The organism is Neorhizobium sp. T25_27 (genome assembly GCF_002968565.1).
Taxonomy (GTDB): domain Bacteria; phylum Pseudomonadota; class Alphaproteobacteria; order Rhizobiales; family Rhizobiaceae; genus Neorhizobium; species Neorhizobium tomejilense.
In genome coordinates, this window is record NZ_PVBJ01000013.1 from 146623 (window position 1) to 168612 (window position 21990).

Sequence of the window (21990 nt, forward strand, 5' to 3'; positions counted from 1 at the left end):
GACAAGCCTCAAGAGGGCCACCGACGGCATGCCGGACGGCTTTCGAAAGGCTTGCCCGCCCAACAAAGCATCAGGCGGAATGTTGTTCCCAGTACCAGGCCACATACATCATCTTTTTGTCGTGCCCGCGGCTTTTCAGGAAGGCGCGGATCGAGCGCACGTCCTCCTTTTCGCAGGCGACCCAGACGAAGGTACCGTCCTCGATGGAGGCGACCGCCTTCTTGGCTTCCTCGGCGAGAATGCCTTTCGCGCCTGCCGGATAGCTCCGCCGATGCAGCCAGCGGACATCCAACCAACCCGCTGACGGAAGCCGCTGTTCCTCCGCCTCATCCAGCACTTCGATGATCGCCTGCATCCGGGTGCCCGGCGCCACTTCGGCCGCGATCCGGGCGATGGCGGGAAGAGCGCTTTCGTCGCCGACCAGAAGAATGGACTGTGCTGCCGGCAGACTGCCGCCGCCGGGCCCGAGAAGCGCTACCTTTTCTCCGGGCTGCACGTCGCGGGCGACGTCGGCTCCAGGTGTCGCGACAGGGGACGATGGATGTTGCAGGAAGTCGATCCACAATTCCCGGCGTTCGATGTCGACAGAGCGGATCGTGTATATGCGAACCAGAATCTCGTCTTCTCCCTCGGGCCATGCGACGCGGCCGTCTTGGCGGATTCCCGGCCATACCGGCGGCCTGCCCTTCGGGGGGACCAGAAGGCGAACGTGCATGTCGCCGCCGACGAACGGCGCGACATCGGCGCAGGCAAACTTCACGCGCCGCATGTGAGGGGTCACATCCTCCGCCGAAACGACCGTCACCTCGTGGATATTCGGCAGCACCGCGAGGGACGAATGCTCCGACCACGTCAATTCAAGAGGATCCTCTCCTGCAAAATAGAACAGGTGCTCTGCAATCATCGTCTGATTCAGCTGCAACGCCGCTTGCGACTCGCATGCCAGTTCGATCAGAAGCTTGCTGCCTGCCAGCCGAATGCTCGTCGTGCTGTTCTTGCTCTTCAGCAGGGCGTGGTCCTTGCTCCGCTGCACGTCGGCATGCTCGATGAAGTGCTCGCAGATTTCGTCGAGCATGCGTTCGGGATCCCTTGGCAGTGCGACGCCGGACAATTTGAGCGACTGAACTGCATTCATGACCGATTCTCCTTTAGATCTTGCTCCTCCGCCATCCGATGACGGCCGATCGGCAGCATGATCGGCCGGCCCGATGTCGGGTCGGTAATGACGCGGCTCTCGAGCCCGAAGACCTGCCGCACGTTCTCTTCCGTCAGCACGTCCTCGGGACTGCCTGCGACATGCACGGATCCCTCGGCTATCGCGACGAGGTAGTCCGCGTAGCGCGCCGCGAGATTGAGGTCGTGGAGGACCATGACGACGGTGGTTCCCCGTGCGTGGTTGAGATCGGTCAGCAGATCGAGAACTTCGACCTGGTGATTGATGTCGAGAAACGTCGTCGGTTCGTCCAGCAGCAGAACATCCGTCTGTTGCGCCAGAGCCATGGCGATCCAGACACGCTGGCGCTGCCCGCCCGAAAGCTCGTCCACCGGCCGTTCGGCAAGTTCGACGGTCTTGGTCGCCGCGAGCGCGCTCTCGACGGCTTCGTCGTCCTTGCGCGTCCAGCGCGAAAACAGGCTTTGATGCGGATGCCGCCCCCGGCTGACCAGGTCTGCGACGGTAATTCCCTCCGGCGCGATCGGCGACTGAGGAAGTAGACCCAATGTTCGAGCCAGTTCCCGGGAGGGGATACGGTGGATCGATTTGCCGTCCAGCAACACATGCCCGTGGCTGGGCGAGATGAGCCGCGACATGGTGCGCAACAGCGTGGACTTGCCGCAGGCATTGGCGCCGACGATTGCGGTAATCCTACCGGGCGGAATGGCAAGATCGAGCGCGTGCAGGATTTCGGCATGGTTATATCCGGCCGAAAGCTCGCAGGCGGTAAGAGAGTGAGTGGAACGAACGGTCATAGCGAACCTCCCATCCGGTTGGCGCGCACGATCTGGTAGATCAGATAGGGCGCCCCCAGTGCTCCGGTCACCACACCCACCGGATAACGGCCAGGCAAAAGGAATTGACCGACATAATCGCCGCCCAGCACAAGTATCGCTCCGATCAACGCCGCCGGTATCAGCAACGATCCGTTGCGTCCGACGACCCGGGAGGCGATCGGCCCTGACAGGAAAGCCACAAAGGCAACCGGCCCCGTCACCGCCGTCGCGGATGCAATCATGCCGACGGCTGCAACGATCACCAGCATGCGGGTCCTCGCCACCTTGACCCCCAGGGCCGCAGCCATGTCATCGCCCAGGCGAAGCGCCTCCAGGTCGCGTGCCCGGCTGAGCAGCAGCCCACCGAACGTCGCCAGTGCCAGAAGAAGCGGAAGCGCCTGGCCGAGCTGCGCGCCGTTGACGCTGCCGGTCAGCCAGCGCATGGCCTCCTGCAGGTTCCAGGCCGGAGCGCTGGAGAGGATATAGGCGACGACGCTTTCCAGCATGGCCGAGATACCGATGCCGACGAGGATGAGCCGCGTCCCGGCCACTCCGCTGCGGAATGACAGGGCGTAGACCAGCAACGCCACGCCGAGGCCTGCGCCAACCGCCAGGACCGAGACGATCGGCCCGCTCAAGGAGAGGACGACGATGGCGAACACGGCCGCAGCACTTGCGCCCGAGGTGATCCCGATGATGTCTGGGCTGGCAAGGGGATTGCGCAACATGAGCTGGAACGTGACGCCGCCGAGCCCAAAGGCCAGTCCGGCGAGGACCGAAAGGACTGAGCGCGGCAGCCGCAGCTTGCCGACTGTAAAGGTGGCGCCTGCGACATCCTCCCCGAGCAGGACGCGCATGACGTCACCGGGCGGCGTGAAGGACTGGCCGAGCGACAAGGTCACCGCAAAGAGGGTGACCACGATAGCCAGCAGAATGACGGTCAAGAGACCGTGCCGGCGCGCTCGGCGGCGGCAATTTTGGGCGATGAGATCAATGGTTGGGGAAAACACTGTCACAGTTCTCGAACCCGCTGCCGTCTGACGATCCAGATGAAGAACGGCGCCCCGACGAGGGCCGTGATGATTCCGACCTCGATCTCGGCTGGCCTGGTGACGATACGGCCGACGACATCTGCCGCCAGCAGCAGGCAAGCGCCGCCAAGCGCGGAAAACGGCAGCAACCACCGGTGATCGATCCCGACCAGCAGACGGCAGGCATGCGGCACGACCAATCCAAGAAAGCCGATCGGGCCGCAAACTGCCGTTGTCGCCCCGCACAGCAAGATGGCGCCGAATGCGGCGACGGCGCGGGCCACGGCGACGCGCTCCCCCAGTCCTGCCGCGACATCGTCGCCCAAAGCCAGCGAGTTCAGCTTTCGCGCCGACAGAAGGCTGACCGCGAAACCGATGGCGAGAAACGGCAGCACCGGGCCAATGCGCTCAAAGGTCGCTCCGCTCACGCCGCCGATCTGCCAGGAGCGGATGCCGCCCGCGATATCGGCGCGCGGCAGCACCAGGGCGATCACCATGGAGGAGAAGGCAACCGACGTTGCGGCTCCCGCCAGCGCCAGCTTCAACGGGGTTGCCCCGCCGCGCCCGAGCGATCCTATCGTATAGACGAAAACTGCCGAACACCCCGCTCCGAGGATCGCGGCCCAGATATAGGCGTGCGCGGAGGACATATCGAACAAGGCGACGCCGGTCACGACGGCCAGCGACGCACCCATATTGACGCCGAGAATGCCCGGATCGGCGAGAGGATTGCGGGTCACGCCTTGCATGATCGCCCCGGCAAGTCCGAGCGCGGCTCCGGCAAGTACGGCAAGTACCGTCCTCGGGATACGCACGCTCACCGCTGCCTGGCCGATGCTGTCGACCTGCCCCGCGAGCGCCGCCACGACATCGCTCCAGGCCACTTCACGGGTGCCGACCGTGACCGAGAGCGCACAGAGGGCGGAAAGGGCCGCGACCAATCCGGCCAGCCAGAGGCCGCGGGTCCGGTTCGAGCGTCGAGAGACGAGCGGCCGAGAGAACGAACGTATGTTGCCGGCCGTCATTTGGACTTTCTGGCCGCTTCCGCAAGCAGATCCACATAGTCCTTCAAGACCCATGAAATCGAAAGCGGTGTCGGATTTGCCGCCGTGCCGATCGGGTTGCGGCCCAGCATGACGAGGGCGCCCTTGTCCACGGCCGGCATTCTGGACATCAAGGGGTTGGCCGCCAGCGCATCGAGCAGTTTCTGGTTCCCATAGGTGACGACGATATCGACGTCGTCGAAGACATCGATACGCTCGGCGCTGACAGAGCCTGCGAATTTTCCGGACTTCGAAGCCTCGACGACGCTTCTGGGAGACTTCAAACCAAGATCCTCGAAGAACCTCACCCGGGTATCGTTCGCCGTATAGAAGTTGACGGTGCTCAGGTCAGTCGCATCGAGATGGGTAATGAACATCGCCGATTTACCCCGGAGCTCGGGATGCCCGCCAACCACCTTGGCGATGTCGGCTTCGATCCTGGCGATCAACGCGTCGCCTTGCGGGGCCATGCCCATCCCGGCGCTGTTCAAGCGGATCATGTCACGCCAGTCGGTCGACCAAGGCGCCTCGGGATAGGCGACGACCGGGGCGATCTGGCTGAGCGTGTCGTAATCCGATTGGCTCAAGCCGGAATAGGAGGCCAGGATCACATCGGGCCTGGTGGCGGCGACCGCCTCGAAATCGATGCCGTCCCCTTCATCGAAAAGCACAGGCTTGGTGGCATGGAGCGCTGCCAGCCTCTCGGCGACCCAAGGCAATACCCCATCGCCGTCGTCGTCGCCGAAATTGGCCCTGGCAAAGCCGACGGGCACGACACCGAGCGCCAGCGGCACTTCATGGTTTGCCCAGGCGACGGTCGCTACCCGCGCAGGCTTTTGGGGAATGATCGTCGTGCCGAACGCATGTTTGATGGTGACGGGATAGGTCGTTCCTTCGGCCGCCCGGGCGCCTGCCCCGGCGATGCCGAGCGTAACAATCCAAATGCATATCGCCGCCATTTTTACGGCCGAAAGCAATAACCGCAGCATCGTCAAACTCCGCAGACTTTAAGTAGACTTCCACTTTCAGGTTAAGGCAGCCCCGTCAACCACCCTCCAGACCTGCACCGACAAGACCACTGAGATTTCCGTGGGATCCTACAAAGCGCGGAGAATTTACAATACTGGACAAACATGCTCAAGTTAATAGCCGTCTCGGGGCATGTCAGACCAAGCCATTGCGGCCGCATGACCGGGAGGACCACTCCCGGGCGGGCCGCGGGATGTCATTCGGGATGGTTCCCCCAGACCTGGCATCAGTCTCGGCGATCTCTCGTCGAATCAACTTCTGGAACGTGAATATGGACAACAAAAGAACAAGCGCTCGCTCGAGACCGGCCCTTATCCGCTATCGGAATGCGGCCCTTCTGGCTTGCACGGCGCTTGTCGCCTTCACGCCGACCGTCGTGCTTGGCCAGGAAAATTTAAACGCCGATACGACACTCGCACCGATCGTCATCCAGGGCAGCGGCACCGGCCTCGACACCGACAACGATTCGAAGTCGATCGTCGCGACGAAGACGACCGGGGGCGGCAAGATGGTGACCGATATTCTGGACACGCCCGCCTCCGTCTCCGTCATCACATCCAAGGAAATCCAGGAGCGTGGTGCAAGCAGCGTTGAGGAGGTCTTGCAATACACGGCAGGTGTCACCGCCGACTTCTACGGCTCCGACGACCGCTTCGACTATTTCAAGATCCGCGGCTTCGACGCCTACATGTACCGCGATGGACTACTCATCGGCCGGCCGTTCGGGGGACTTCGGGAAGAAGCCTACGCCTTTGAGCGCGTGGAAGTGCTCAAAGGCGCCAACTCAACTGGCTTTGGCGTCTCCGACCCCGGCGGTTCGGTAAACTTTGTCACCAAACGGCCGAAGAGCGAGCGTTTCGGCGAAGCCTACGTCACGGGCGGCTCCTTCGACCACGCCGAAACGGGCTTCGACTTCGGTGACAACATTACCGAGGACGACACGTTGTCCTATCGCCTGACCGGCAAATTCAAACGAGCCGAGGAAGAATACGACTATTCTCAGGACGACGAAAACTTCATTATGGGCGGACTGACCTGGCGCCCGAGTGGCGACACCAGCCTGTCCATCGTTTATGATCATCTGGACCGCCAGGGAGTACCCGGAGGCGGCGGGCACCCTGTGGGCTCGGACTTCGACCGAAGCCTGTTCCTGGGCGAACCGGACTACAATTATCGCGATGTGAACCGCAATACGCTCAGCGTCATGTTCGACCATGACTTCGGCTCCGGCCTGACGTTCAACTCAAGCGCGCGATACAGCAACACCAGGAGTAATTTCGGCTATGCTTATGTAGCGGCAGCACCGGCGGCCGGCACGACAATCGTGGACCGGGACTTCTTCGCAAACGACTCGACGTCCGAAAACTTCGTTATCGACGCCCACCTGCAATATGACGCCAGCTTTGAGAATGTGGACAGTCGCAGCCTGTTTGGCGTCGAATATAACGATTATCACGGCACAACCAACAATTACTACGGCGACGCACCGGACATCGACTATACAAATCCGGTCTATACTGGGCGGCCTTCCTCGGTCCCACTCTATCAGAGCCTGGTCAACGACCAGAAGACCAAGGCGATCTATTTTCAACAAGAACTAACCTTCTGGGAAAAACTGACCGCGACAGTGGGGCTGCGAAACGACTGGCTCGATCTCGAACAGACGAACAACCTTGCTGTTGCTCCAGCCAATCCCATCACCCGGGCCGATGTCAGCGAGTTTACGAAACGGGCGGCGCTCAGCTATAAGATAACCGACGAAATCGCCACCTATATAAGCTACGCCGAGTCGGCTGTCCCGGCCACGATTGGCCTGGAGCCTGAGCGTGGCGAACAGTGGGAGGTCGGCGTGAAATATCGGCCATCCGAGATTCCGGCGTTGTTCAGCATCGCGGTCTACGATCTGACCAAGGAAAACATCACACTCAACATCGGCGCCCCGCCCGTGGCAACGCCGGTTGGCAAGGTCAAGTCCCGCGGGGTGGACTTCGAAGCCAAGGCTGAGGTGACGGACAACCTCAGCCTGACCGCCGCCTATTCCTATATTGATACCGAGATCGTCAAAAACGCGGGCGCCAATGAAGGCAACCGTCTTGCCATGGTGCCGGAACACACGGCTTCGGCCTGGGTCAACTACACGCTGGAGGGGAATGGGCCACGCGGCGACATGACGTTTGGGCTCGGCGCGCGCTACATGAGTTCGTATTTCGTCAACAACGCCAACACGGTGAAGTCGGACCCGAACGTCGTTTTCGATGCGGCATTCACCTACAAGATCCAGGAAAACACGACGTTCCAGCTCAACGTCAGCAATCTGTTCGACGAAAAGCACGTGGCCAATGGTGGTTTCGGCGCCGACTGGTACAATCCCGGCCGCGCAATCTATGCAACGCTGCGCCAGACCTGGTGATCCTCCCGTCCCATCCGCAATTTCGCCGGTCGGGACAACATTTCGGTACACCGGCGATCTGCAGCCAAGACCGCTTTGGATGAAGGGCAAGAAGTCCCGCGGCACGGCCGCGAGACTTCTTGAGGCGCAAGACCGGGAGAGTTGGTCAGGCGGCCTGATCCTTGCGGCCGGTGCGGGCCCAGGCCGGCAGCCAGTCGCCGTGAGCGGCGAGCAGTTCGTCTGTCATCGCCCAGATCTGGTCGAGATCCAGTTCTGCCGCCGTGTGCGGGTCCATCATCGCAGCATGGTAGATGTGCTCGCGGTTCTCGGTCATCAATGCCTGAACCGTCAACTCCTGGACGTTGATGTTGGTGCGGATCAGTGCCGTGAGCTGCGGCGGCAGGTCGCCGATGAAGGTCGGCTGAATACCCGACGCGTCGACCAGGCAGGGAACCTCGACTGCGCAATTGCCGGGCAGCGACGTGATGCAGCCATTGTTGCGCACGTTGCCGTAGATGACGGAGGGTTCGCCGGTCCAGACCGAATTGATGATCGACGAGGCATACTCCTTCGACTGCGCGACCTCGATCTTGTCGGCCGAACGATAGGCTTCCGCCTGCCCCTTCCAACGGGCGATCTGCTCGATGCAGCGCTTCGGATATTCGTCGAGAGGGATGCCGAATTTCTCGATCAGGTCCTCGCGGCCTTCCTTGATGAAGTAAGGCGTGTACTCGGCGAAATGCTCCGAGCTCTCGGTGACGAAATAGCCGAGGCGGGTCAGCATCTCGTAACGCACCTTGTTCGGGCAGCGCGGGTTCCAGCCGGACTTGGGCGCGCGACCTTCGCGGTAGGCACGGACCAGATCCGGATAGAGCTTCTTGTAGGATCCATCCGCCTGGCGATGCTCGAACTCCAGATAGAAGGCCATGTGGTTGATGCCGGCCGAGCGGTAGCGGATTTCCTCGTAGGGAATGTCGAGGTCATGCGCCAATTCCATTGCCGTGCCCTGCACCGAGTGGCAGAGGCCGACCTGCTTGATCGTGGGATATTTCTCCGAAATCGCCCAGATGTTGATCGCCATCGGGTTGACGTATTGCAGCATGATCGCCTCGGGGCAAACGGCGAGCATGTCCTCACAGATCTTCCACAGATGCGGCACGGTGCGCAGGCCGCGCATGATGCCGCCGATGCCGAGCGTGTCGGCGATCGTCTGACGCAGGCCGAACTTCTTGGGGATCTCGAAATCGGTGACCGTGCAGGGTTCGTAACCGCCGATCTGGAAGGCGACAACGACGAAGTCCGCACCCGCCAGCGCCTGGCGCTGGTCGGAATAGGTCTCGGCCTTCGCCTTGGCGCCGAGTGTTGAAATCAGCTTGTTGACGACGATCGCGCTTTCTTCGAGACGCTGCGGATTGATGTCCATCAGGGCGAAGGTGGCGCCCGACAGCGCCGGGCGCTGCAGGACGTCGCCGATGATGTTCTTCATGAAAACGGTCGAGCCTGCTCCGATAAATGCGATCCTGGGATTTCGTGCCATTACAACCTCCGGCATTCGACAATCATTATGCTACCTCGAAAGCGGCCTTGACGAGCCGTTCGGTGTAGGCGGTCTTGGGGTGGGATAGAACTTCGTCGACAGGCCCTTCTTCCATGATCTTGCCGTGCTGCATGACGATGACCCGGTGGCAGAGGGCACGCACGACCTTCAGATCGTGCGAGATGAAAAGGTAGCTGAGGCCGCGTTCGTCCTGCAGCTTGCGCAAGAGCTCGATGATCTGCGCCTGAACCGAGAGATCGAGAGCCGAGGTCGGTTCGTCGAGCAGGATGAATTCAGGCTCGAGCGCGATGGCGCGGGCAATGGCGATACGCTGCCGCTGGCCGCCCGAAAACTCGTGCGGGAAGCGCGACAGGATGTTGCCCGGCATGCCAGCTGCGATGAGCGCCTCGCGCACGCGGTCGAGCCGGTCGGCCTTCGTCGCCCCGAGCCTGTTGACGACAAGCCCCTCCTCGATGATCTGGCCGATTGTCATGCGCGGATTGAGCGACGAGAACGGATCCTGGAAGACCACCTGCATGCGCGAGCGCAACGGCCGCATTTCGACGCGCGAACGGCCGTGGATCGGCTGCCGGTCGAAATAGATCTCGCCGCTGTCGGTGTCGTTCAGCCGCAGCAGCGCCTGGCCGAACGTTGTCTTGCCCGAACCGGACTCGCCGACGATTCCAAGCGTTTCGTGGCGGCGAAGCGTCAGATCGAGGCTGTCGACCGCAACAAGCTCCTTCAGTTCCGGCTTCAAGAAGGTGCCATGGCGCAGCATGAAGGAGACGCGCACGCCTTTGGCATCGAGAATGACGTCGCAGCCCTCCGGCAGCGGATTGACCTGGCCGCGGGGCTCGGAGGCGAGCAGGTGCCTGGTATAGGCATGCTGCGGACTGGCGAAGAGCTTTTCGGTCGTATTGTGCTCGCACATCTCGCCGTGCTGCATGACATAGACATAATCCGAGAACTGCCGCACGACGGTCAGGTCGTGGGTGATCAGGATCACCGCCATCCGCAATTCCTTCTGAAGGTTGCGGATCAGGTTGAGGATCTGCGCCTGCACGGTAACGTCGAGTGCCGTCGTCGGCTCGTCGGCGATCAGCACGTCCGGAGTGTTCGACAGCGCCATGGCGATCATCACCCGCTGGCGCTGGCCGCCGGAAAGCTGATGCGGATATTGCCGCAGGCGGGCTTCCGGGTCAGGAATCTGCACGTGCCTCAGCAGTTCAAGCGCGCGGGCCTCAGCCTGTTTCCGGCTCATTCGGCGATGCACGCGGATGGCTTCGATGATCTGGCTGCCGATCGTGTAGATCGGGTTCAGCGAGCTCATCGGCTCCTGGAAGATCATCGAGATACGATCGCCGCGCAGCTTGCGGCGCTCACGCTCGGAGAATTTCAGGATATTGGCGCCCTCATAGGCGACCGTCGATTGCGGCGACACCACGGCGCGCTTCGACAGCAGCCCCATGACGGTGCGTGCGGTTACCGACTTGCCCGATCCGGATTCGCCGACGATGGCGATCGTCTCGCCGCGGTAGAGCTGGAAGGAAATATCCTTCACGGCCTCCACCGTGCCGTGCTCGACCTTGAAGCTCACGGCGACGTTGCGGGCATCGATGATCGGCTCTTCCGTGCGGCCGGCATGGTCGAGGCGGATGGGCGGGGCGAAGCTGTTGGCAAGTGCGAGAGCCATCTGGACCACCTCAATAAGGATCGACTGCGTCGCGCAGCCCGTCGCCGAGCGCATTGAACGCAAAAACTGTGATGAGCACGAAACCGACCGGCGCCAGGATCCAGGGATAGGTGCCGATCACGGAGTAGTTTGCCGTGTCCTGCAGCATCAGTCCCCAGGAGATCAGCGGCGGCTTCACGGCGAAACCGAGGAAGCCGAGGAAGGATTCGAGCAGCACGACGCTCGGGATATGCAGCGTGACAGCGACGATCACGTGGCTCATGACGTTCGGAAAGATATGCTGGAAGATGATCCGCCGGTCGCTCGCCCCGACGGCCATGGCCGCCCGAACATAATCGATGCGGGCCAGCGCCAGCGTCTTGCCGCGCACCTCGCGCGACATCTGCGCCCAGCCGAGCGCCGACATCACGACGACAACGAAGCCGAGGAAAACATTGGTCGGCGCCGTCACCGGGATCAGCGAGGTCAGTGCCAGATAGAGCGGCAGCTGCGGAAAGGCGAGGACGACTTCGACGAAGCGCTGCACCCAGGTATCGAAGGAACCGCCGAAATAGCCCGATACCATGCCGACCGTGGTGCCGATCACCGTGACGATGAAAACGACGGTGAGCGCGATCGTCAGCGAAATCCGCGAGCCGATGATGGCGCGCGACAGCACGTCGCGGCCGAACTTGTCGGTGCCGAGGAAATGCACCGGCTGGCCGGTGGTGGAACCGAAGAAATGGCGGTTCGTCGGGATCAGTCCGAACAGCCGGTACTCGGCGCCCGCCACGAAGAAGCCGAGAAGGTTCGGGTTGTCGTAGTCGGGACCGACGACGGGCTGGAAGGTCACGGGGTCGAGCTCCCCGGATTCGGTCTGTCCATAGACGCGCGGCTGGAAGACGATGTTGCCGTCCTTGTCGTGGAAGCTCATTATCTGCGGCGGAGCAAAGCCCACGTCCGTCGCCTTCGGATCCATCGGCGCGAAGAACTCCGCAAAGATCGCCATAACGAGCAACAATCCGACGAGGATGAGGCCGATCATTCCGGTCCAGGAGCGCCGCAGCCGGCGCCAGACCAGCGCCGTGTAGCTTTCATTGCCTCGCGGCGCGTTCGTGGCCGTCTGTTCGAGGGACATCTGCTCGTGGGGCCGTGGCGAAGAGGAGTCGAAGGCGAGCATATCAGGCCCCTCCATAGGCACGGACGCGCGGGTCCAGCATGGCCAGCAGCATGTCGGCGATGATGTTGCCGACAATGAGCGTGGCCGAAAGCACCATCATGAAGGTCGCCGTCACATAGACGTCGCCGACGGCCATCGAGCCGACAATCGCCGGCCCGACGGTGGGAAGCGAAAAGATGATCGCCGTCTCGATCTCGCCGGTCAGCATGTAGGGAAGCACGACGCCCTGATACATGACGAGTGGATGCAGGGCATTGGGCACGGCATGACGCATCACGACCGCACCGCCCGAAAGCCCTTTGGCCTTTGCCGTCTCGACATACTGGGCGTTCAGCGTATCGAGCAGATTGCCGCGCATGACGCGCATGTTGTAGGCGAGCCCGCCGAAGGTGGCGATGGCGACGACCGGCCAGACGTGTTTGACGAGGTCGACGAATTTCGCCCAGGACCACGGTGCCCCGCCATATTGCGGCGAGAAGAAGCTGCCTATTTCAGAAACGTTGAGCTGGAAGACCAGGAGGTAGACGATGATCAGCGCCATCAGGAAGCGCGGCACCGTCATGCCGAGAAATGAGATGCCGGAGAGCAGGCTGTCGATCCAGGAATATTGTCGGGTTGCCGCCCAGATGCCGAATCCGATGCCGAGCAAAGAGGCAAGGATGTGGCAGACCAGCGCCAGCAGCAGCGTGCGCGGCAGGCGTTCGCCGACGACGTCTGCTACCGGTTTGTTGTAGAACATGCTGTAGCCGAAATCGCCCTGTGTGACGATGCCCTTGATCCAGGTGAAATACTGGATGACCATCGGTTGATCGAGGCCGTGGGCAATGCGGTAGGCCCGAGCCTGTTCGTCGGCTTGTGCGAAGGACGCGCCGCTCTGGTTGATCAGCTGCGAGCGGATGTAATCGGCATAGTCACCCGGCGGCGCCTGGATGATCGCGAAGGTCACGATGCTCAGAATGAGCAGGACGGGAATCGCGGACGCTATGCGCACGAGCAGGAATCGTAACATCGGACGGTTCGCTTCTCCTTGCCGCCTGTCGCGCCTGTCGGTGCGGCCGGCTTGTTGATCTTGCCCGGCCGCGCTTCACGCGCGGCCGGAGTTCTTGGTTGGGAGGGGGAGCTCTTAGTTGATCGGGCCCTTTTCGCCCGGTTTGCCGGGCAGCTGTTCGGGGAACAGCTCATATTTGCCCTGCTTGTCGGCAGCGACCCACAGGCGCTCGCGGATGACGGAGTCCTCGGCCCAGTTGAACATGAAGATCGGAGTTCCTTCCGGCACGTTCGAGAAGCGCTTGTTGATGATCAGCGCACCCGGATATTCCGTCAATCCGACCGTATCGACATTCTCGGTTGCGACCTTCTGGTACTGCTTCATCAGGTCGACGCGCTGGTTGTTGTCCTGGCTGGTCTGGAATTTGGTGACGATAGCCACCAGCTTTTCTTCGTAGGGCATCAGGTCGAGTTTGCCGTCCTTGCCGGCGCGGTGGTGCCAGCTCGTGCGCGGACCGACAGGCGCAAGCTGCTCGGTGTTTTGAACCACGGAGGCGAGTTCCGGCATGTTGCGCTGGATCAGCCAGTCGAAACGGCCGCTATAGTGAGCGTCGTCGCGCTTCGGACCATCGAGCGCATTGAGGATGACCTTGACCCCGAGCTTTTCCATCTGGCCGATGACGCCTTCCGCGAGGCTCTTGTCCGTCGCGTAGCCGTTGTTGACCAGAAGCACGATCTCGACATCCTTGCCGCCTGCGGTCCCTGTGGGGAAATTCACGAAACCGTCGCCGTCGGTATCCTTGAGGCCCGCTTTGGCCAGCAGTGCCTTGGCGCCATTCAGGTCGAAGGGATAATAGACCACGGAATTGCGGTCGTAGAAGCTGGTGCCCGAGGACAGGCCGCCCGGATAGATCGCCGTGAACGGACCCTTGACCAGCGAATCGCCGATCGCCTTGCGGTCGAGGCCCATGGTGATCGCCTTGCGGAAATCCTCGTTGCGGTTCAGCTCGCGAACGGCCTGGCCGCGTGCGTCCGGCTCACCCCAGCCGTTGCCGGAGAGGTTCAGGCGCATGTTGTAGCCAATCAGGCGTGGGCCGAAGGCAAGACGGGCCGGGGCGGTCTTCTCAGCGGCGCGCTTCAGCGATGCCACGAAATTTTCCGGCTGCTCGAGGTTTGAAATGTCGCCGGATCCGGCGACGGCCTGCACGTCACGGTCGGCCCAGGTCGACAGCTTGTAATGCAGTTCGTTGAGATAAGGGAGTTGATTGCCCTTCTCGTCGACTTTCCAGTAGTATGGATTGCGGCGCATCACGATGATGTCGTCGGGACGGTATTCGACCGGCACCCAGCCGCCCATCACCGGCATGTTCGCGAATTCCGGCGGGAACGCATTCTTGAACTGATCGTAGGTGTTTTTCGAATATTTCGGATGCTGCGGCTTCAGGATATGCGACGGGCCCGGGCAGAAGCCCGGATAGGCCATCGTATAGAGATATTGTTTGGGGAAAGCCTCCTTGAAGGTCCATTCGACGGTATGGTCATCGAGCCTCTTGAGTGTTGTCCCTTGTCCGAACGCTTCAGGCGATGCGCCGCCGCCGAGCGGCGAGACATTCGGGTCGATGACCTCGTCTTCCCAGTAAAACATGATGTCGTCCGCATTGAAGGGGACGCCGTCGGACCATTTCGCGCCTTCGACCAGATGCATGGTCAGCTTATGGCCGTCCTCCGACCAGTCCCAGCTCCTGGCAAGGTTCGGCAACGGCTCGGTATCCTTGGCTTCAACCTGGAAGAGCGGCGCGGTGCGCGTGAGGCACTCGGACAGGCCGATATCGATGCCACCCCATCCCTGGGTCTGGCCGGCACCATAGTTCCAGCCTTCAGGCCGACCGCCGATGACATGCCGCAGGGTATCGCCGTAGACGCCGGGGCCATCCACCATGTTCTCCGTCTTGAAGACAAGCGGCACCTTGGGCAGGCGGTCCTTGACGGGCGGCAGCTTGCCGCTGGCGACGAACTTCTTCGTGACCCAGTCGGGCTCATGATAGGTGGGCAGTGCCTTGAACTCTTCAATGGAATCCCTGGACACGTATTTGATCTTGCCTTCCGCCGGGAACTGCGCCGGAACGGGCGGAGCAGTGGGTTCTGAGGCATAGGCGCTCAAAGCCGAGACCGAGACGCTCAGCGCCAGTCCGGCAAGACGGCCAAGGTTGCGGAAATTTGTCATCGTTTCTCCCTCCTGTTGCGGAGCACTTTGCAATGCCCCGGTTCTCCTCAAACGATCCGGATGCGGGCTTGCGGCGACAGGCTCCCTCCCGGAGCCCGATCGCCACCCGTCCTCCCGAAATCTCAGACAGCCTGCTTGAGCGCCGCCTTTTCGGCGCGCAACTCGTCGATCGAGCGGACATTGCGGCGCGCCGCCCCGGCCCAGTCGCGGGTCTTCACTGTCGATTTTGCCAGCCGCTCTTTGGCCGCAGGAATGGCATCGGCATATTGCGGCAACCAACCGGCCTGGGCGACAACCATCTCATCGACCATCTGCCAGACTTCCTCCGGAGTTGAGATGGCGCCGACCAAGGGGTCGTGCAGGACCGCCAGCTTCAGGAGGTCGAGATCGCCGCTGATGGCTGCGTGCACCGACATGCGCTGCACGTTGATCGAGGCGATGCAGGTCGCGGCACAGGCTTCCGGGATCGTGATGCCGGAGACCATATTGATACCGAAGCGGTCGACGAAACCCGGCGACTCGATAATCGCGTCGGCCGGCAGGTTGGTGATGACGCCGTTGTTCTTGACGTTGAAGTGGCCGCGATAGACGCGGTTGGTTTCAAGCGCTTCGAGAATATGGCTCGCATGCTCGTTCGAGCGCTTGGATGGATCGATCGGCTTTTCGGCCGAGGCGAGGAACTGCGGGAATTCCGTTTCGAACCAGTTGCGGGTTTCCGTCGAGTGCCGGAGGTAGCCGCCGGTCTCGCCGTGGATCCAGTCGGACATGTCGATCCACCTGGTGATCTCTTCCGGCCGCTTGCGATACCAGGGCAGGTATTCGGACAGGTGGCCGTTGCTCTCCGTAGAATACACGCCGAAGCGCTTCAGGACGTCGATACGCAGCTTTTCCTGCTGGGAGAAAACCGGGTGCGCCTCAAAGGCGGCGACGAGTTCGTCCTTGCCGATCTTTCGGCCGTTGAGGCGCAGATCGATGAACCAGGTCTGATGGTTGATGCCCGAGCAGATATAGTCGAGATCCGAGCGGGATTTGGCGCCGAGAACATCGGCGATCTGTTCTGCGCCGTGCTGGACGCCATGGCAGAGCCCGACGGTATCGACCTTCCCGTATTCGATCGCAGCCCAAGTGTTCATCGCCATCGGGTTTGCGTAGTTCAGGAATTTCGCACCGGGTTCGGCGACCTCGCGGATGTCCTTGCAGAAATCGAGGATCACCGGGATGTTGCGCTGGCCGTAGAGAATGCCGCCGGCGCAGATCGTATCCCCGACGCACTGGTCGATACCGTATTTCAGCGGGATGCGGATATCGTCGGCATACGCTTCCAGGCCGCCGACGCGAACGCAACTGATGATGTAGCGAGCACTCGTCAGCGCCTCGCGACGGCTGGTGGTTGCCGTCACCCTGGTCGGCAGCCGGTTGGATTCGACGATCTTGTCGAGGATCGCCTTGATCATCTGGAGGTTATGCTCGTTGATGTCCGTGAGCGCGAATTCGATATCCCTGAATTCCGGAACGCACAGGATGTCGGTGAACAGCTTTTTCGTGAAGCCGACGCTGCCTGCGCCAATGATAGCGATTTTGAAGCTCATGATTTCAACCTCGATGCGATGAAAATACCGGCGCCGGGGGATGGGAAGAAGAATAGCCGCCGGGCTTGCGCACTGCGGCAAAAAAGGCCAGAAATCCGGCCTATTCCCCTCCCCGCCGCTCCTCGATGCTGGCGGTGTCCTCTCTCTCGGGGGCAGATTATGCGCAAATTCGGCGGGGCCGCCAGAGAAGGATTATGCTTTCATGGGTAATTCTATGCTGCAGGAATTAATCGAGCGGGGGCCGGTCATGCGGACCGTTTCGTTGCCGCGGGGCCGACAGACTTTGCACACGATGCCGACCAGCACGGGCTATGAAATCCGCACGGATGCAACCTATGATTGGGATGGGCGCAAGCGCGGCCAAACGCCGTTCACTGTGCTTCAGCACACGATCGGCGGCGCCGGCAACCTCAGATACGACAACCGGGAGCTGCGGGTGAAGGAGGGCGAAACCCTGTTGGTTCTCGTCCCGCATAACCATCGCTATTGGCTGGAGGATGGCGGCCGATGGGAGTTCTTCTGGATCTCGATGAATGGCGACGAAGCGCTTCGCATTCACCGCGCCGTTCTCGCGGTGACAGGCCCGATCCTCAAGCTGCAGCCGCGCACCATCGAGCATCTGGCCGATTGCAGCCTGCGTCTCATCGATGGCGCGGAGACCCCGGGCCGCGCATCGGCCATCGCCTACGAAGCGGCCATGGCGCTCTATGACGACGTCTTCGGTTCGCATCCCATCTTCAGCGAAGAATACCGGACGATGCAGCATGTCATCGGCCACATCGTGAGCAATCTCGAACATCCGCTGCCGGTCGAGGAGCTGGCCAAGGTCGCGGGTCTCAGCCGAGCGCATTTCTCGCGCATCTTCGCCGCCAGCGAAGGCGTTCCTCCGGCCGAGTTCGTTCTGCAAAAACGCCTGGAGCGCGCCATCAAGCTTTTGACCAAGACCGACAGCATGCCGGTGAAGGAGGTGGCAATCCGCTCCGGCTTCCGGGACGCCAACTACTTCTCCAAGGTCTTTCGCCGTGCCTACGGCACCAACCCCACCGAATTCCGCACGACCGGCATGTATGCGAGCGTCGGCAGGGGCGCTGACACCACGCTGCGGCGGTGACCGACGACCTATTTTTCCGCCTCGTAGGAGAGCTTCGGATACCAGGCCGTCCGGGCGCCTCAAAGCCCTCGGAGAAATCGCAGTTCAAGGACAACTGGGCGCCGCTGCTGACCTGGATCGAGGATAGCCGGGCCGATCTCATCCGTTGCTGGTGAGAGCGTAAAACCCTACCTATGGGAGTCTCGAACGACATGGGAACTGGTCCGGGTGCCAATACTGCTGGTTATGCGTGCAGTGCTGCCGTGAGCCAGGCAACGGCTCTGTCATTGGCAATCGTTCGTCGCGCCTTGAGTGGCAGCAGGATATTATATCGCCCGTCAGCCTTGTACGTCAGATCATGCAGCGCGACCAACGTTCCGGCATCAAGAAAAGCCTGAACGAGGGCGCCCCAGCCGAGTGCGACTCCCTGGCCATTACACGCAGCGAATATCGTTTCGGTATAATGGCTGAATCTCAGGGATGGCTTGAGATCGAAGGAGGCTCCGATCTGGTCAAGCCATTGGGCCCACGAAAACCACAACGGGTCGGAACTGTGAGTTTCGATATACTCGTCTGCCGATGATAGAGGGCCTGGTTGTCTGCGTTTGAGATAATCGGGCGAACACACGGGCGTTATGAAATCGTCTTTTGAAGCAATGACCGTCCCATCGTTAAACGGCGGTATTCCATAACGAATGGCGATGTTTATCTCACCACTATCGAGATCGATTTTTTCATCCTGGGATACAACACGCACCTGGATACCAGGGTTTTGGGAACGGAAGTCGGCCAGACGCGGAAGCAGCCAGAAAGACGAAAACGCGATCGTCGCGCCGATCGTGACGACATCCTGGCCGGATGTTTTGATCGCCTCGACCGTCTCCGCAATATTGGCAAGGCTCTGCGCCAGCGACGCCCCCAGAATGCGACAGGCAGGCGTAGGTTCGATCGCGCGATGTTTTCGCACGAACATTGGCTGCCCCAGTTCTTCCTCAAGCAAAGCAATCTGCCTGCTTACGGCCGCCTGTGTGACGCCAAGTTCGGTCGCGGCCGCAGTAAAGCTCTTTCTGCGCAAAACTGCTTCAAGCATCAGCAGCGCGGTCAAGGATGGGAGTCGTCTACGAAACTGCATGCTCCCGCCCTCAATCCATTACTTTTCATTATGCCAACGTAACAATTTATGCCGTTGAACCGATTGCATGGCAAGCGCACCTTGCCTGAAAGCAGGCAAAGAGGTTCTTCATGCTGAACAAACTTGCGTCCTCGATCTCTTCACTTTTGGACGCGCGTGCCGACGGGCATGCTCTTCCAGCCGGCCTGTATACCCGGTCAGACGTGTTCGAAGCCGATGTCGACGTCTTCTTTCGTCGGCACTGGATCTGCGTCGGACTTGAATGCGACGTGCCCGAGCCCGGCGACGCTGCGGTTATCGACATCGGCAAAACCAGCCTGATCCTGCTGCGCGACGATGACGGCGAAATCCGCGTCGTGCATAACGTCTGTCGCCACAGGGGCTCGCGCCTCCTCAATCCCGGCAAGACGATCGTCTCGAAGCTGGTCTGTCCCTATCACACCTGGACATACGAACTCAGCGGGGAATTGAGCTATGCACCCCATATGGGCAAGAACTTCGACAAAAAATGCCATAGCCTGAAGCCTGTGACCTTCAAGTCGATCGGCGGCCTCATCTATGTCTGCCTTGCCGACAATCCGCCGAAGGATATTGCTCGCCTCGAGTTGGCGATGACCGAGCGCCTGGCACCCTACGATATTCGCAATTCCATAGTCGCATTTGAAACCGATGTGATCGAACACGGCAACTGGAAGCTGACGATGGAGAACAATCGTGAGTGTTACCATTGTTCGGCAAACCACCCGGAGCTTTGCGTCTCGTTTGTCGATCTGGATTTCGGTTTCGATCCCGAGACACTCAGCCCGGAGGACAGGGCGCAGGCCGAAGAACATCTTGCGCTTTACGAAGAGCGCACACTTCAGTGGACAGCAGACGGCTATCCATCCGCCGCCATCGAACAACTCGTCGATTGCGAGACAAATTTCAGGACGCAGCGCCTTATCATTTCTGGTGCGGGCGAATCCCAAACCCCAGACGCCACGGCGGCCTCATCCAAACTTCTGGGAACGATGACCCGCAAGGATCTTGGTGATGTGCATCTGTGGGGCCATAACAGCTGGAACCACTTCATGGGTGACCACGCCATCGTGGCAATAGTCATTCCAATTTCGCCCGACAAGACGCTGGTGCGCACGAAGTGGCTCGTTCACAAGGACGCCGTCGAGGGCGTGCACTACGATCTTGAGAAGTTGACGAACGTCTGGGTGGCGACCACGGATCAGGACGCAGAACTCGTCGCCCGCTCCCATGCCGGTGTCGAAGACCCTGCCTATGTGCCCGGCCCCTATTCGCCATTCTCAGAGACGAATCTCGACAAGTTCGCCTCTTGGTACATCGATCGGATGCGTGCGCATGGATACTAGGAGCGCCTTCGCAGCTGTCGATCAGATCGAGAACACTGAATTCTGGGACCGGGATTTGGACGAGGATCTGGTTTGCATCGACGTCCACCAGGAAACGCACGATGTAAAAACATTCACGTTCGCGTCTTCGCTTGGGAAAAAGTTCGCCTTCAAGGCCGGCCAGTATTTCCTGTTCGATCTCGAGATTGACGCCGAGCCCGAAAGCCGCTGCTACAGCATATCCTCCTCGCCGCAGCGTGCCAACGCGTTTTCAGTCACCGTGAAACACGTGCCTGGCGGTAAGATTTCCAACTGGTTTCATGACAATGTCACAGCTGGCTCAACGATGAAGGGCAATGGACCGCTCGGACATTTCATCCGGCCCAATGCCAAGAAACTGCTGCTTCTGTCTGGCGGGTCGGGGATCACGCCAGTCATGTCGATCGTCCGCGAACTGGCGGATACCTTTGAGCCCATCGACGTCGTATTCATGCATGCTGCGCGAAGCCCCAAAGACCTGATCTTTCGGGAAGAGCTCGCCTGCCTGGCGAATAAAGGAAAGCAGCTCCGCCTGCATTTCCTACCTGAGATCACCGCCGGCGAAGCCCATTGGCCTGGCCTTACCGGGCGCATCTCGGCAGACTACATGAAGCTGGCCGTACCTGACATTGCAGAGCGTGTCATCATGTGCTGCGGCCCAGCCCCATTCATGGCTGCTGCCCGCGTGATTGCCGCAGAGCTCGGCGTTCCGTCGTCCCGTTATATCGAGGAAAGCTTCGACGCTGCCGTCATCGACGACATCGACCTTCCGGTTGTCCTAGAAACAGCCACGCGAACGTTCACGGTGGAGTTTGCCAAGCAGGTCCGTAAAATCGATGTTTCAGGCGAGCAGACCATCCTGTCCTGCGCGAAAAAAGCTGGCGTGAAACTCCCCTCTTCATGTTCAAACGGAGTGTGTGGCACCTGCAAATCAAAACTGGTGTCCGGATCCGTCGACATGAACCACAATGGCGGGATCCGCCAGCGAGAGATCGACGCCGGGTTATTCCTGCCGTGCTGTTCGAAGCCACTCAGTGACCTCGTGGTCGATCGGTAGGACTTAAAACAATTACAGGGATGACCGGAGAAACGATCGATCGCCTTGCCTCAGTGTTTCCGCTGGTCGGGTAAAAGTGCCCAGAATGCGAAGAGAGGCCCCTCGCCCGAGCGCATCGCGTGCCGGATTCCAGGTGGATTGTAAAAGGAGCCACCCATGCCGGGCGTGAACCAACCGGAATCGCCCTGCATGAATTCGCCATCCGACAGGACAAGATAGATTTCCTCCGGTGCATGATCGTGGTCCGGATACCGCACGTTCGGCGCAATCAGGGTCGCGCCGAGCCACACGTCCGAACGGTCCTCGAGGCCGCCCGGCCCGACGATCATGGTATTGGCGTGGCTCATCGGGAAATTTGCACTGGCCGAATTGTCATAGGTCGAGCGACAGTTCCATTCGAGCTTTGTCTCCAGCGCGGCGAAGCGGTGGAGCAAGATGTTCAACGAGGATTGCTCCGCCTTTGCAGCCAAGACACTCTGCAAATGAAACCCACAAACCGGAAGCCGCTTTGCGATATTCACCCGCTCCGGCCGCGATGTTTGCAGGTGCGCAAATATCTGCATGAGTGACTGCCGGGCCCGTGAATCCTTGGCAACCCGGTCGAACGCAACGAACGCGGCATTCAGAAAATCCTGCAAGGCTTCGCTGCGGGCCATTGC

Annotated in this window: 17 protein-coding genes; 4 read left to right on the forward strand and 13 right to left on the reverse strand. The window is 60.8% G+C overall.

Going from position 1 to position 21990, the window contains the following annotated elements; translation table 11 throughout:
* Nucleotides 1–70 precede the first annotated feature (70 nt).
* Genes C5J24_RS27650 through C5J24_RS27670 form a run of 5 tightly spaced genes read right to left on the reverse strand, consistent with a single transcriptional unit; the run spans nt 71 to nt 5052 of the window.
* Nucleotides 71–1135: a DUF2218 domain-containing protein gene (locus C5J24_RS27650; RefSeq protein WP_105422546.1), complete on the reverse strand. Its 1065-nt coding sequence runs from the start codon at nt 1133–1135 to the stop codon at nt 71–73.
* Nucleotides 1132–1968 carry an ABC transporter ATP-binding protein gene (locus C5J24_RS27655; RefSeq protein WP_105422548.1) on the reverse strand — a complete coding sequence of 279 codons (837 nt, stop codon included), beginning with the start codon at nt 1966–1968 and terminating at the stop codon, nt 1132–1134. The genes C5J24_RS27650 and C5J24_RS27655 overlap by 4 nt, the downstream gene beginning before the upstream one ends.
* Nucleotides 1965–3005, reverse strand: coding sequence for an iron chelate uptake ABC transporter family permease subunit (locus C5J24_RS27660; protein ID WP_105422550.1), 1041 nt, complete (start codon nt 3003–3005; stop codon nt 1965–1967). The genes C5J24_RS27655 and C5J24_RS27660 overlap by 4 nt, the downstream gene beginning before the upstream one ends.
* Nucleotides 3002–4045 carry an iron ABC transporter permease gene (locus C5J24_RS27665; RefSeq protein ID WP_172724167.1) on the reverse strand — a complete coding sequence of 348 codons (1044 nt, stop codon included), beginning with the start codon at nt 4043–4045 and terminating at the stop codon, nt 3002–3004. The genes C5J24_RS27660 and C5J24_RS27665 overlap by 4 nt, the downstream gene beginning before the upstream one ends.
* Complete coding sequence (locus C5J24_RS27670; RefSeq protein WP_205836980.1) at nt 4042–5052, reverse strand: iron-siderophore ABC transporter substrate-binding protein; 1011 nt, start codon at nt 5050–5052, stop codon at nt 4042–4044. The genes C5J24_RS27665 and C5J24_RS27670 overlap by 4 nt, the downstream gene beginning before the upstream one ends.
* A 311-nt stretch (nt 5053–5363) precedes the next feature.
* Here C5J24_RS27670 and C5J24_RS27675 point away from each other — a divergent pair, with 311 nt between their 5' ends.
* The gene (locus tag C5J24_RS27675; protein WP_105422554.1) at nt 5364–7502 is read left to right on the forward strand and encodes a TonB-dependent siderophore receptor; all 2139 of its coding nucleotides are present in this window, start codon (nt 5364–5366) and stop codon (nt 7500–7502) included.
* A gap of 145 nt (nt 7503–7647) precedes the next feature.
* Here C5J24_RS27675 and C5J24_RS27680 read toward each other — a convergent pair whose 3' ends face one another.
* The 6 genes from C5J24_RS27680 to C5J24_RS27705 form a co-directional block, all read right to left on the reverse strand.
* On the reverse strand, nt 7648–9018 hold the full coding sequence (locus tag C5J24_RS27680; protein WP_105422556.1) for an alpha-glucosidase/alpha-galactosidase: 1371 nt from the start codon (nt 9016–9018) through the stop codon (nt 7648–7650).
* A gap of 25 nt (nt 9019–9043) precedes the next feature.
* Nucleotides 9044–10711 carry an ABC transporter ATP-binding protein gene (locus C5J24_RS27685; RefSeq protein WP_105422558.1) on the reverse strand — a complete coding sequence of 556 codons (1668 nt, stop codon included), beginning with the start codon at nt 10709–10711 and terminating at the stop codon, nt 9044–9046.
* A 10-nt stretch (nt 10712–10721) separates the two neighbouring features.
* Nucleotides 10722–11870, reverse strand: coding sequence for an ABC transporter permease (locus tag C5J24_RS27690; protein ID WP_105422560.1), 1149 nt, complete (start codon nt 11868–11870; stop codon nt 10722–10724).
* 1 nt (nt 11871) lies between these two features.
* A complete protein-coding gene (locus C5J24_RS27695) occupies nt 11872–12879 on the reverse strand; it encodes an ABC transporter permease (protein WP_105422562.1) in 1008 nt (335 codons plus the stop codon).
* Nucleotides 12880–12993: 114 nt separating this feature from the next.
* Nucleotides 12994–15081 carry an ABC transporter substrate-binding protein gene (locus tag C5J24_RS27700; protein ID WP_105422564.1) on the reverse strand — a complete coding sequence of 696 codons (2088 nt, stop codon included), beginning with the start codon at nt 15079–15081 and terminating at the stop codon, nt 12994–12996.
* 122 nt (nt 15082–15203) lie between these two features.
* On the reverse strand, nt 15204–16670 hold the full coding sequence (locus C5J24_RS27705; protein ID WP_105422566.1) for an alpha-glucosidase/alpha-galactosidase: 1467 nt from the start codon (nt 16668–16670) through the stop codon (nt 15204–15206).
* Nucleotides 16671–16872: 202 nt separating this feature from the next.
* Here C5J24_RS27705 and C5J24_RS27710 point away from each other — a divergent pair, with 202 nt between their 5' ends.
* Nucleotides 16873–17781, forward strand: a complete 909-nt coding sequence (locus C5J24_RS27710; protein ID WP_105404259.1) for an AraC family transcriptional regulator — start codon at nt 16873–16875, stop codon at nt 17779–17781.
* Between the two features lie 223 nt (nt 17782–18004).
* Here the strand turns inward: C5J24_RS27710 and C5J24_RS27715 are convergent, their stop codons facing one another.
* Nucleotides 18005–18892 carry a LysR substrate-binding domain-containing protein gene (locus tag C5J24_RS27715; RefSeq protein WP_105422568.1) on the reverse strand — a complete coding sequence of 296 codons (888 nt, stop codon included), beginning with the start codon at nt 18890–18892 and terminating at the stop codon, nt 18005–18007.
* A gap of 110 nt (nt 18893–19002) precedes the next feature.
* On the opposite strand from C5J24_RS27715, the gene C5J24_RS27720 reads away from it, so the two are divergent.
* Together C5J24_RS27720 and C5J24_RS27725 are read left to right on the forward strand one after the other, a co-directional pair.
* Nucleotides 19003–20256: an SRPBCC family protein gene (locus tag C5J24_RS27720; RefSeq protein ID WP_105422570.1), complete on the forward strand. Its 1254-nt coding sequence runs from the start codon at nt 19003–19005 to the stop codon at nt 20254–20256.
* Complete coding sequence (locus C5J24_RS27725) at nt 20246–21331, forward strand: hybrid-cluster NAD(P)-dependent oxidoreductase (protein ID WP_105422572.1); 1086 nt, start codon at nt 20246–20248, stop codon at nt 21329–21331. The genes C5J24_RS27720 and C5J24_RS27725 overlap by 11 nt, the downstream gene beginning before the upstream one ends.
* Nucleotides 21332–21381: 50 nt before the next feature.
* Here the strand turns inward: C5J24_RS27725 and C5J24_RS27730 are convergent, their stop codons facing one another.
* The gene (locus C5J24_RS27730) at nt 21382–21987 is read right to left on the reverse strand and encodes a dimethylsulfonioproprionate lyase family protein (RefSeq protein ID WP_105422574.1); all 606 of its coding nucleotides are present in this window, start codon (nt 21985–21987) and stop codon (nt 21382–21384) included.
* Between the last annotated feature and the right edge of the window lie 3 nt (nt 21988–21990).

Coding starts and splice junctions, on each gene's coding strand:
- C5J24_RS27650 (WP_105422546.1), bottom strand. CDS start 1,135: ATGAATGCAGTTCAGTCGCTCAAATTGTCCGGCGTCGCACTGCCAAGG.
- C5J24_RS27655 (WP_105422548.1), bottom strand. CDS start 1,968: ATGACCGTTCGTTCCACTCACTCTCTTACCGCCTGCGAGCTTTCGGCC.
- C5J24_RS27665 (WP_172724167.1), bottom strand. CDS start 4,045: ATGACGGCCGGCAACATACGTTCGTTCTCTCGGCCGCTCGTCTCTCGA.
- C5J24_RS27670 (WP_205836980.1), bottom strand. CDS start 5,052: ATGCTGCGGTTATTGCTTTCGGCCGTAAAAATGGCGGCGATATGCATT.
- C5J24_RS27675 (WP_105422554.1), top strand. CDS start 5,364: ATGGACAACAAAAGAACAAGCGCTCGCTCGAGACCGGCCCTTATCCGC.
- C5J24_RS27680 (WP_105422556.1), bottom strand. CDS start 9,018: ATGGCACGAAATCCCAGGATCGCATTTATCGGAGCAGGCTCGACCGTT.
- C5J24_RS27685 (WP_105422558.1), bottom strand. CDS start 10,711: ATGGCTCTCGCACTTGCCAACAGCTTCGCCCCGCCCATCCGCCTCGAC.
- C5J24_RS27690 (WP_105422560.1), bottom strand. CDS start 11,870: ATGCTCGCCTTCGACTCCTCTTCGCCACGGCCCCACGAGCAGATGTCC.
- C5J24_RS27695 (WP_105422562.1), bottom strand. CDS start 12,879: ATGTTACGATTCCTGCTCGTGCGCATAGCGTCCGCGATTCCCGTCCTG.
- C5J24_RS27700 (WP_105422564.1), bottom strand. CDS start 15,081: ATGACAAATTTCCGCAACCTTGGCCGTCTTGCCGGACTGGCGCTGAGC.
- C5J24_RS27705 (WP_105422566.1), bottom strand. CDS start 16,670: ATGAGCTTCAAAATCGCTATCATTGGCGCAGGCAGCGTCGGCTTCACG.
- C5J24_RS27710 (WP_105404259.1), top strand. CDS start 16,873: ATGGGTAATTCTATGCTGCAGGAATTAATCGAGCGGGGGCCGGTCATG.
- C5J24_RS27715 (WP_105422568.1), bottom strand. CDS start 18,892: ATGCAGTTTCGTAGACGACTCCCATCCTTGACCGCGCTGCTGATGCTT.
- C5J24_RS27720 (WP_105422570.1), top strand. CDS start 19,003: ATGCTGAACAAACTTGCGTCCTCGATCTCTTCACTTTTGGACGCGCGT.
- C5J24_RS27725 (WP_105422572.1), top strand. CDS start 20,246: ATGGATACTAGGAGCGCCTTCGCAGCTGTCGATCAGATCGAGAACACT.
- C5J24_RS27730 (WP_105422574.1), bottom strand. CDS start 21,987: ATGGCCCGCAGCGAAGCCTTGCAGGATTTTCTGAATGCCGCGTTCGTT.